The organism is Campylobacter showae CC57C (assembly GCF_000344295.2).
Classification (GTDB): domain Bacteria; phylum Campylobacterota; class Campylobacteria; order Campylobacterales; family Campylobacteraceae; genus Campylobacter_A; species Campylobacter_A showae_B.
Window position 1 is genome coordinate 1 of sequence record NZ_AOTD01000143.1, and the last position, 9311, is coordinate 9311.

Annotated in this window: 12 protein-coding genes and 1 pseudogene; 9 read left to right on the forward strand and 4 right to left on the reverse strand. The window is 46.8% G+C overall.

The genetic code is table 11. From position 1 onward, the window contains the following. Window positions 1–251 (forward strand): hypothetical protein (locus tag H740_RS11920; RefSeq protein WP_002952224.1); only part of this gene is annotated, 251 nt, incomplete at its 5' end. A 117-nt stretch (window positions 252–368) separates the two neighbouring features. Here H740_RS11920 and H740_RS12170 read toward each other — a convergent pair. From H740_RS12170 to H740_RS05495, 3 genes are all read right to left on the reverse strand, one after another. After that, window positions 369–1103 (reverse strand): DUF3137 domain-containing protein, encoded by a 735-nt coding sequence (locus tag H740_RS12170; RefSeq protein WP_002952226.1) that lies wholly within the window; start codon window positions 1101–1103, stop codon window positions 369–371. A gap of 18 nt (window positions 1104–1121) precedes the next feature. After that, window positions 1122–1337, reverse strand: a complete 216-nt coding sequence (locus tag H740_RS05490) for a hypothetical protein (RefSeq protein WP_002952227.1) — start codon at window positions 1335–1337, stop codon at window positions 1122–1124. Between the two features lie 173 nt (window positions 1338–1510). Further along, on the reverse strand, window positions 1511–2347 hold the full coding sequence (locus H740_RS05495) for a peptidylprolyl isomerase (RefSeq protein ID WP_002952228.1): 837 nt from the start codon (window positions 2345–2347) through the stop codon (window positions 1511–1513). Between the two features lie 87 nt (window positions 2348–2434). On the opposite strand from H740_RS05495, the gene gltX reads away from it, so the two are divergent. From gltX to H740_RS05540, 8 genes are all read left to right on the forward strand, one after another. Further along, a complete protein-coding gene (gene gltX / locus H740_RS05500; RefSeq protein ID WP_002952230.1) occupies window positions 2435–3826 on the forward strand; it encodes a glutamate--tRNA ligase in 1392 nt (463 codons plus the stop codon). Then, window positions 3823–5076 carry a malic enzyme-like NAD(P)-binding protein gene (locus H740_RS05505; RefSeq protein WP_002952232.1) on the forward strand — a complete coding sequence of 418 codons (1254 nt, stop codon included), beginning with the start codon at window positions 3823–3825 and terminating at the stop codon, window positions 5074–5076. The genes gltX and H740_RS05505 overlap by 4 nt, the downstream gene beginning before the upstream one ends. Further along, window positions 5077–5703, forward strand: coding sequence for a uracil phosphoribosyltransferase (gene upp, locus H740_RS05510; RefSeq protein WP_002952235.1), 627 nt, complete (start codon window positions 5077–5079; stop codon window positions 5701–5703). 225 nt (window positions 5704–5928) lie between these two features. After that, entirely contained in the window at window positions 5929–6459 is a 531-nt protein-coding gene (locus H740_RS05515; RefSeq protein WP_002952237.1) for a ribonuclease domain-containing protein, read from the forward strand. Further along, the gene (locus H740_RS05520; protein WP_002952238.1) at window positions 6456–6722 is read left to right on the forward strand and encodes a barstar family protein; all 267 of its coding nucleotides are present in this window, start codon (window positions 6456–6458) and stop codon (window positions 6720–6722) included. The genes H740_RS05515 and H740_RS05520 overlap by 4 nt, the downstream gene beginning before the upstream one ends. A gap of 378 nt (window positions 6723–7100) precedes the next feature. Continuing rightward, complete coding sequence (locus H740_RS05530; protein ID WP_034957404.1) at window positions 7101–7649, forward strand: NAD(P)H-dependent oxidoreductase; 549 nt, start codon at window positions 7101–7103, stop codon at window positions 7647–7649. Window positions 7650–7831: 182 nt separating this feature from the next. Next, a complete protein-coding gene (locus H740_RS05535; RefSeq protein ID WP_002952241.1) occupies window positions 7832–8020 on the forward strand; it encodes a hypothetical protein in 189 nt (62 codons plus the stop codon). 33 nt (window positions 8021–8053) lie between these two features. Continuing rightward, a complete protein-coding gene (locus tag H740_RS05540) occupies window positions 8054–8752 on the forward strand; it encodes an MqnA/MqnD/SBP family protein (protein ID WP_002952242.1) in 699 nt (232 codons plus the stop codon). Between the two features lie 300 nt (window positions 8753–9052). Here H740_RS05540 and H740_RS11925 read toward each other — a convergent pair. Then, a pseudogene (locus tag H740_RS11925) lies at window positions 9053–9311 on the reverse strand (ankyrin repeat domain-containing protein); the annotation flags it as partial.

A 9311-nucleotide genomic window follows, 5' to 3' on the forward strand; every position in this document is an offset into this window, starting at 1 on the left:
CCGCGCAGGAGGGCATCAGCGCCGAGTGCCACGCGCACATGGTTTACACGGCGCCCGGCGTCGAGCCGTGGGAGATATTCGGGCGTCAAATTTTTGAGATATTTAGGGTTTCGGGCGAATACAAGATCACTTCGTTTCAGTTCGCCGCGGCTGCGCAAAGGGGCAACAAAAACTTCCTAAAAGAGCTGCAAGCGCGTAAAAAACGCTCGAAACTCGGTCAAATTTACGATAAATTTAGCGGGAAAAAGTGAGATTTGATTTATGCGCGCGAGACTTTGAGCCGTAAATTTACATCTAAATTTATCGGCAAAACCCGCACCGCAAAAATGCTAATTTAGTTGTAAAAACCCCAGCCGTTAAATTTGCCCTCACTTAAAAATATCAAGATTCAAATTTAACTCGTCTATGATAGATAAAAGCTCTGAAATTTCCTTTTTTATCTGCTTTACGTCATAAAGGCTAGGCGGTAGCGAAAACGGCGTAGTTTCAAATCTATTTTTCGCTCCGTTTAAAAATAGATAAAATTTATCGTCCATAAACGCAGCGCTCACGCCCATCTCTCCCGCAAATTTTATCTTTAACTCGCGCAAGCGCTTCATGAATGCGGGCGTCAAAAGATATCTTGCTTCGACCTTGTCGTCCGTAAAAACCCTAAATTCATCGTTAAAAAGAGTATCGTCCATCCGCTCTTTTTCGCCTAAAAATTTAGTATTTAGAGTGCGGCTTGCCACTATCGTTTGCCCGCTAAATTTCTTGTAAAACTCGCAAACCAAGACCGAGCCGCTAAAGGCTTGGGCATTGCTATATATTGTATAGAAAGCCGTAGTGACAAAAAGGACTGAGGCTATTTCCGGAGAGTAGCCGGTGCCGGCGACGATAGTTCCGCCCGGTATCCTTATTGCTTCGCTTAAGCTAAATTTAACGCCGTTATAAATGCCGCTGATTTGATCTTCGGCGCGGAATTTATTTTGCGCATATAAGCCTATCTTTTTAAATTCCTCACGGCTAATCCCTGCCGATGGTTCATAACTAAAAGCCTGGTTTATATCCGAAATAATGGTACGAATATAAACATCTTTGTAAAATTCCTCGTAAACCCACAATGGTTCAATTACATTAGATCAAGTTGTCACCCATGAGACGATAAAAATTGGAATATAACCGATGATGATAAATATTACGCCTAATTCGCTTCTAAAAATTTTTTCCGCTACGAAAATCCCGCTAAGCGGCAATATGGCTATAAAAAAGATTCCCAAAAATAGATACTTCACAAACGCACGTCTGCACTCTTTTTGCTTTTTTCTAGTTGCCTCTATGGCTTCGTTTATGTTCAAATTTTACCTTTTTAGGATTTTACGTTTGGAGCGAATTTTAGCGAAATTTGCGCCGTAAAGGTGCGGGTTTGGGCAAGTAAGCAGCTAAATTTAAAAAATTGGTCAAATTTGACCGAAAATAAGAGAAGTTAAGCCGAATCAAATCGGCTTAAATTTTGCGCTTAAATTTGAGTTTAGCGTAGATATTTGACGTTAGCTTTGGCGCGGAGCTTATTGAAGTATTCGCCGATGACGCGGTCTTGCTCGAGTTTATAAAGTGCGTTCATCGCTTCGTCTCTGACCTCGTCGAATTCAGGCATCGTTTGACCTTTTTTAGACGCTACGTAAAACATCTCAAAGCCCTCGGGAGTCTGGAAAATCTGAGTAAAAGTGCCGTCCGGGGTCTGCTGAAATATCGTCCTTAGTTGAGGCGGGATCTGCTCGCTTTTTAGATCCAGGACGTCCATGTGCACGCCGTGGGTGGTGTTCATCGGAGAGCTGTGTCTAGCAGCCTCTAAAAGCTGCATCGAAGGTGCCACGTATCTAGTCACGCTCACGTCGGTAAAGTGTGCAAAAAGGTCGCGATTTTGCTCGAAATACGCTCTCGCGGCGTTTTCCGAGATGTTGATTTTAGCCTCGGCAAATATGCTTTGATATAGCTTTTCTTGTTTTATGCTTTTTGCGACGTCGTCTTTAAACTGCGAGTAGTCGCCGCCCTTTGATAGCACGGCCGAGCGTAGATCGGAGACGTTCATGCCGCTTTCGCTTGCGATCTTTTGCAGCCTTTGATTTAGCTCGTAGTCGCTAGCTTCGATTTTTAGGTTTTTGATCTGTGCGATTTCGAGTCTATCGCGGATCAGTAAATTTAGCGCGTTGGCTTCGCTTGTTTGCAGCTGCGCGGCGGCTTTGCGTACTTCGTTTACGGTGATGGGTTCGTTTTCGATGATGACGGCTATGCCGTTTGAGATCTGGCTCGCGTTAGCCATACAAAAACCGAGAAAAAACGCGGCGAATGAGATCTTTTTTAACATATAAAACCTTTGTTTAAGTCTAAAGTAAATATAATTTGAGCATTATAACATTTTAAATTTAAGCGCAAGCTATAAAGGTAAAATTTAATGCAAAATTCACAAATAGTAACTAGATTTGCCCCATCTCCGACCGGATATTTGCACATCGGCGGACTTAGGACGGCGCTTTATAACTACTTATATGCTAGAGCAAACGGTGGCAAATTTCTGCTGCGCATCGAAGATACCGACCTAAAACGCAACTCCGAGGAGGCCACGCAAGCGATAAAGGAGGCCTTTGCCTGGTGCGGGCTGGATCACGACGGCGAAGTGACGTATCAGTCGCGTAGATTCGACGTGTATAAAGAGTATGTACAAAAGCTGCTAGCCGAGGGCAAAGCCTACAAATGCTACATGAGCAAGGACGAGCTAGACGCTTTGCGCGCCGAGCAAGAAGCGAGAAAAGAGAGGCCTAAATACGACAATCGCTACCGCGAATTTACAGGCACTCCGCCTGCGGGAGTGGAGCCCGTTATCCGTATCAAAGCGCCTCTAAGCGGCGAGATCGTGATCGACGACGGTATCAAAGGCGAGGTCAAATTTAGAGTCGAGGACATCCTGGATGATTTTATCATCGCACGCTCTGACGGCACTCCGACGTATAACTTCACAGTCGTGATAGATGACGCGCTAATGGGCGTAACCGACGTCATCCGCGGCGACGATCATCTATCAAATACCCCGAAACAAATCGTACTCTACGACGCTCTAGGCTTTAAAGCGCCGAAATTTTACCACGTCGCGATGATAAACGGCGAAGACGGCAGCAAACTGAGCAAACGCCACGGCGCGACCGACGTGATGGAATATAAGCGCATGGGTTATCTGCCCGAAGCTCTTTTAAATTTCCTCGTTCGCCTAGGCTGGAGCCACGGAAACGACGAAATTTTCGGTATGGACGATATGCTAAAGTATTTCGATCCGCACGATATAAACAAAAGCTCAAGCACCTATAACGCAAGCAAGCTAGAGTGGCTAAACGCCCACTACATCAAGACTTTGCCGTACGAGAGACTGGCAAAAGAGATGCTTAGCTTTGACATAGATTTTAAAGCGATGCCAAAGGGCGAGGTGCTGTTAAATTCATTGCGCGAACGCTCAAAAACGCTAGTTGAAATGAGTCAGAGCGCAAAGACGATAATAAACGCTCCAAGCGCATACGACGAGAAAGCCTATGCTAAATTTATCACGCCCGAAAGCAAGGAAAATTTGGCTAAATTTGCCGAAATTTTAGGCGAAAATTTGGACGCCAAAGGCTACGAGGAGATGACGGGTAAATTTTTAGAAGCAAACGGCTTAAAGTTAAAAGACCTAGCTCAGGCGCTTCGCGTCGCGCTAACCGGAAATAGCGTAAGCCCGGGGATATTTGAGGTGCTCGAAGTTTTGGGCGCGGACGAGACGAAAAAACGAATAAAAAATATTTTAAAGGAGAACAAATGACACACGTAACTAACGAAGAAGCGCTCGCGTATCACGAGGGCGGTAAGATAGAGATAAAAGTAAAAACCCCGTGCGCGACGGCTAGAGACCTATCTATGGCGTACACGCCGGGCGTTGCGGTACCTTGTAAAGAGATCGAGGCCGACAACGAACTAGCCTACAAATACACAAACAAAGCAAATTTAGTAGCCGTCATCACCGACGGTACAGCCGTGCTTGGCCTAGGCGACATCGGCGCGGTAGCGGGCAAACCGGTAATGGAAGGCAAGGCGGTTTTGTTTAAAAAATTTGCAAACGTAGATGCCTTTGACATCGAGCTAGACGAGCATGATCCAGATAAGATCGTTGAAATTTGCAAAGCGCTCTCTCCGACATTTGGCGGCATAAATTTAGAAGACATCCGCGCTCCAAAGTGCTTTGAGATCGAGCGCAAACTACAAGAAGCAGTCGATATCCCGGTCATGCACGACGATCAGCACGGCACGGCGATGATTACAAGCGCGGGCATAATAAACGCGATGGAGATTTCTGGCAAAGATATCTCTAAAATCAAAATCGTAGTTAGCGGCGCGGGCGCGGCAGGCATCGCATGCGCTAAGATGTATAAAGCTCTGGGCGCAAAACACATCGTGATGGTAGATAGCAAAGGAGTGATCCACAAAGGCCGCACCGATCTAACTCCGGAAAAGCTAGAATTCGCCCTAGAAACCGCTGATAGAACGCTAGCGGACGCGATGAAGGGCGCGGATATGTTCCTAGGCCTTAGCAAGCCTGGCGTCGTAACCAAAGAAATGGTCGCCTCTATGAACGACGAGCCGATTATTTTTGCGCTTGCTAACCCGACTCCGGAAATATTCCCTGAAGACGTCGCAAGCGTGCGAAACGACGTGATGATGGGAACTGGCCGCAGCGACTATCCAAACCAGGTAAATAACGTACTTGGCTTTCCGTTTATATTCCGCGGCGCGCTAGACGTCAGAGCTAAAAAAATCACCGAAAATATGAAAATGGCTGCGGCGCGCGCGCTTGCAAATTTGGCTAAAGAGCCCGTGCCTGCGGAGGTTTGCGCTGCGTTTGGCGTAAAAGAGCTAAAATTCGGCAAAGACTACATCATACCAAAACCGTTTGACAAACGCGTCCTAACGGCGGTAGCTCCTGCGGTAGCGCAAGCTGCGGTCGACGACGGCGTAGCTAGAGTGAAGGATTTTGACGTAAAAGCCTACACAGAAAAGCTCGCAAAGGGTCTGTAAATGAAAAACGTCAGGCTCATCTCTCACCCGCTCATCGAGCACAAACTAGCGATTTTAAGGGATAAAAACACCGAGCCGTTTCAGTTTAGGATGCTCGTGGACGAGATCAGCCATCTGATGATATTTGAGGCGACTAGGGATCTGGCGCTGCGCGACGTGAGCGTGCAGACTCCAGTCGCCCAGGCCCAGGCTAAAAAGCTCGCGACAAAGGTGATGATTTGCCCGATTTTGCGAGCGGCGCTGGGCATGCTTGATAGCGTATTTACGATCATTCCAGACGCTAGCGTGGGCTTTTTGGGCTTTCAGCGAAACGAAAAGACCGCGGAGGCGGAGTTTTTCTACGCCAAGCTGCCTCGCGATGCCAAAAACCGCCTAGCCATCATCATCGATCCGATGTTTGCCACCGGCGGCACGGCTATCGACGCGGTTAAATTTTTACGCGAGAACGACATAAAGCAGATCAAATTTATCTCCATCATCGCCGCTCCCGAGGGACTAAAGCGCTTTAGCGAGGTTTACCCGGACGTCGAGGTCTATACGGCTGCGATCGACGAGCGACTAAACGAGAAAAACTACATCGTGCCGGGCCTTGGCGACGCTGGCGATAGGGTGTTTAATACGCTTTAAATTTGACGAACTCGGACGAGCAAATTTAGCTTAATTGTGCCGTAAATTTAGCCGAATTTGACTGCGATTTATGCGGTTAGATTCGGCTTTTGTCTAGTCAAATTTAGCGTAAATTTACTCTCATCTTTACGGCGCGACATTATCAAATTTGGATTTAACCCGTAAAATTTGACGTCAAATTTAACCCCGAAGCGAGCGCTTCAAATTTATTCCAAAAGGTCTTTTTTGAACAAACAACTACTTAGAAACGTCATCTTACCGCTGGCTATTTTGCTACTCGCGGCGCTGTTTAAATTTATTATCCCGGATAACTCGGTCGCCCCGAAACAAAATCAGCCGCAAAGCGAATTTAAAGGAAACGGCGCAGGCAAAAACGTAGCTACCACGCCTTCCGCAAACATCGTAAAAGACGGCATTTACACCTCAAAAGACGAGGTTGCGGCGTATATTTATAAATTCGGCGAGCTGCCGCGAAATTTCATCACCAAAAAAGAGGCGATCGCGCTCGGATGGGACGCTAAAAGCGGCAACCTATGGCAAGTCACGGACAAAAAAAGCATCGGCGGCGACCGCTTTTCAAACAGAGAAAAAAAACTACCCAGTGCCGACGGGCGCAAGTGGTTTGAGTGCGATATCGGATACCGCGGAGGACGACGCAGAGCCGAGCGTATCGTGTTTTCTAACGATGGGTTGATCTACTACACGCCCGATCATTATGAGAACTTTTATCTACTTTATGAGCGGAGACAGCAGTGAAAACCATAACTCTAAACTGCGCGAAAATGCGCGAGAAAACGGCTGCCTTTGAGTATCTAGCGCGAAAATTCGGCCTTGATCCCGACGTGAAAAACCTCGACGAGCTTTACGACGCTCTGGGCGAGATAAACGAACCAACGCAGATAAATCTAAAAAACCGTGCCGCTCTTAGCACGCTTGGCGACTATGCAGACGATCTGATCGCCGTTTTTACCGACCTTGCGGAGGAAAACGAGCGGGTAAAATTTGAGATTTTGTCTTGAGTTTTTGCTTTTTGTGCGATGAATTTAGCTTAAATTTTGGCGTTTTAGGCGTCACAGCTTTTAAGTTTTAACTATCAAAAGCTCGCATGTAGCAAAATTTAAGAGTGTTTATAGCGATACGGATCGCGGCTTAAGCGCAAGTCAAATTTGTCCAGCACATAGCCTCCAGCTCGCAAAAATACATCAAATTTATTTCCGTCTATTTTACGCGACGTTACCGCTCGCCTTAACCCGTTTTTAGGCTTTTGATGATATAATTTCTCAAAAATAAGACTTTTGCGGTTTGAGGCGAGTTTAAAAAATAGCAAATTTAATCAGCTTAAATTTAACGCATCCAAAAACGCAAACGATCTAAAATTTATCAAAAAAGGAGCCAAAATGAAAACGCTAGTAGTTTTATCCCATCCAAATTTCGCCGCCTCTCGCCTAAACAAGGCGCTGGCAAACGCCGCAAAAAGCGCGGGCGCCGAGGTTCGCCACCTGGAGGGACTTTACGGCACTGACGCCCTTAAAATCGACATCGCAGCCGAGCAAGAGGCGTTTTTGCGCGCCGATCGCATCGTGTTTTTGTTCCCGATGATGGGCTTTAACGTGCCCTCCATGCTAAAAGCCTACATCGACTACGTGCTTAGCCGCGGCTTTGCCTACGGGCAGGGCGCGAAGATCGCGGGCAAACAGCTACAAATCGCCGTTAGCGCGGGCGGCGGGCTAGGCGAATACTCCAAGCACGGCGCGATCAAATTTAGCCTAAACGAGATTTTGCTACCGCTTCAGTGCTGCGCGGACTTTTGCGAGCTCGTTTACGGGCGCATCTTTGCTAGCTGCGGCGTGGAGCCGGGCGTGCCTGATAGCGCGATAGAAGCGCATGCTGCGAGATTTACGAAGCTCTTAAACGACGAGCTTGAAGAGCACGAATATCAAATTTAACGAAGCAAAATAGCGCGCTTGCGAGCTTAAATTTGCTTTTCTAGCGGCGATTTCCTGCGCGGAGTCGCCGCTTTTCAAATTTAACCGCGTAAAATGCCCGCTTGGCCTCCTAAACAATGCGAGCGACTCGGCGTATCGCGGAGATTTTGCGTTGTAGTCTTTTTGGGGTGAGCTTTTGCTAGGTGAGCCAGACTCGCGCCTTTATCGTGCTTTGCTTTGGTGCGGACGTATTTTGCGGCGCGAATTGGTCAAATTTGCGGTATCGTCACGAGGCTCGCAAGCCGCGTCTTTTTGACGAGGGCTATGATTTGGATTTTACGAAAATTTATTTTTACAGACTTGGATTTGGCTTTAAATTTGGCTCGTATTAGAGCGGCGCAAATCCTTATAAATTCGGAGTTTTTATGATTTTTGGCAAGATTGATTATCTAAATTTGCTTCCTTTTCACGTATTTTTAAAGCGCTCGCGCCTAAGCTCGCAGGATAAAAAAATCATCGAATTTAAAAAAGGGGTTCCTAGTAAACTAAACCGCGATCTGCGCTGCCGCAGGATCGACGCCGCCGTGATCTCGAGCATCGAAAGCCGCAAAAAACGCTACAAAAAGGTGAGTCTGGGCATCGTAGCTAAGGGCGACGTCAAAAGCGTGCTCGTGCGAAAGGGTACCGCCGCGCGCCCGGATCCCGCGTCTGCGAGCTCAAACGCGCTAGCCGGAGTGCTGGGGCTTGAGGGCGAGGTGCTCATCGGCGACCGCGCGCTAAAGGCGTATCTACGGGAAGGCGAGGAGGCGTTTTACGACCTTGGACGAGCGTGGCGCGAGCGGACGGGCTTGCCGTTTGTTTTCGGGCGATTTTCCTGCGTGAAGGGGCGCGGCGCGTATGAGCGGCTGGCGCGCGAGTTTTTGCGAGCAAATGTCAAAATCCCAAACTACATCCTCGCCAAATACGCCCAAACTAGGGGCATCAGCGCGGACGATATCAAATGGTATCTCAAATTTATCAGCTACGAAATCGGTGCAAAGGAGCAAAGGGCACTGCGGATATTTTTCAAAGAAGTGCGAAAAAACGGACGTGCGGCGAAGCTTTTGGCGCAAGGCGAGCGGTAAGCGCAGATTTACTCTAGCGCGCCGCTTTTAAAATTTACTTTTTATCTCGAGCAGTTTTCGCAGTCGCTTAAAATGCCGTAGTTTAGAGCTGAATCCGCCGCACAACGCTAAATTTTAACCACTCTAAGCGGCGCATTTTTTAGAAGCTAGCAAGGTTTAGTCAAATTTGAAATTTAAGCAGGCAAATTTGCGGTCTTTCTCGTCAAATTTACCTTCTTAAATTTAATTTTACGCCGCCGCGAGCTCAAATTTTATTCGGTCAAATTTATATTTTAGCTTCGTCTTTGCGCCGAGATTATTTTACTTCAAATTTGAGTTTGAACTAGATTTACTTCGGTTGTTATCTACGTAAATCACCTTGGCTGGGTTGTTCTTGGTTTTATATATAAACCATCTTATTTCATATTGCCTTTTTTCTTCATTTGCCCATACTATAAAAGCTCTTGCATCTTTAAACGTTGCATTTTCGTCGGGACAGTGTTGTTTGTAGAAATTTATATCTTTGTCAAATTCTTCTATCATTTTTGGATCTATCGGCTTTGGTTTGTATTGTAAAAGA

Excerpts from the sequence above, each read along its gene's own strand:
- upp (WP_002952235.1), top strand. The coding sequence starts at position 5,077 with ATGAAAAACGTCAGGCTCATCTCTCACCCGCTCATCGAGCACAAACTA.
- H740_RS05530 (WP_034957404.1), top strand. The coding sequence starts at position 7,101 with ATGAAAACGCTAGTAGTTTTATCCCATCCAAATTTCGCCGCCTCTCGC.
- gltX (WP_002952230.1), top strand. The coding sequence starts at position 2,435 with ATGCAAAATTCACAAATAGTAACTAGATTTGCCCCATCTCCGACCGGA.
- H740_RS05505 (WP_002952232.1), top strand. The coding sequence starts at position 3,823 with ATGACACACGTAACTAACGAAGAAGCGCTCGCGTATCACGAGGGCGGT.
- H740_RS05495 (WP_002952228.1), bottom strand. The coding sequence starts at position 2,347 with ATGTTAAAAAAGATCTCATTCGCCGCGTTTTTTCTCGGTTTTTGTATG.
- H740_RS05540 (WP_002952242.1), top strand. The coding sequence starts at position 8,054 with ATGATTTTTGGCAAGATTGATTATCTAAATTTGCTTCCTTTTCACGTA.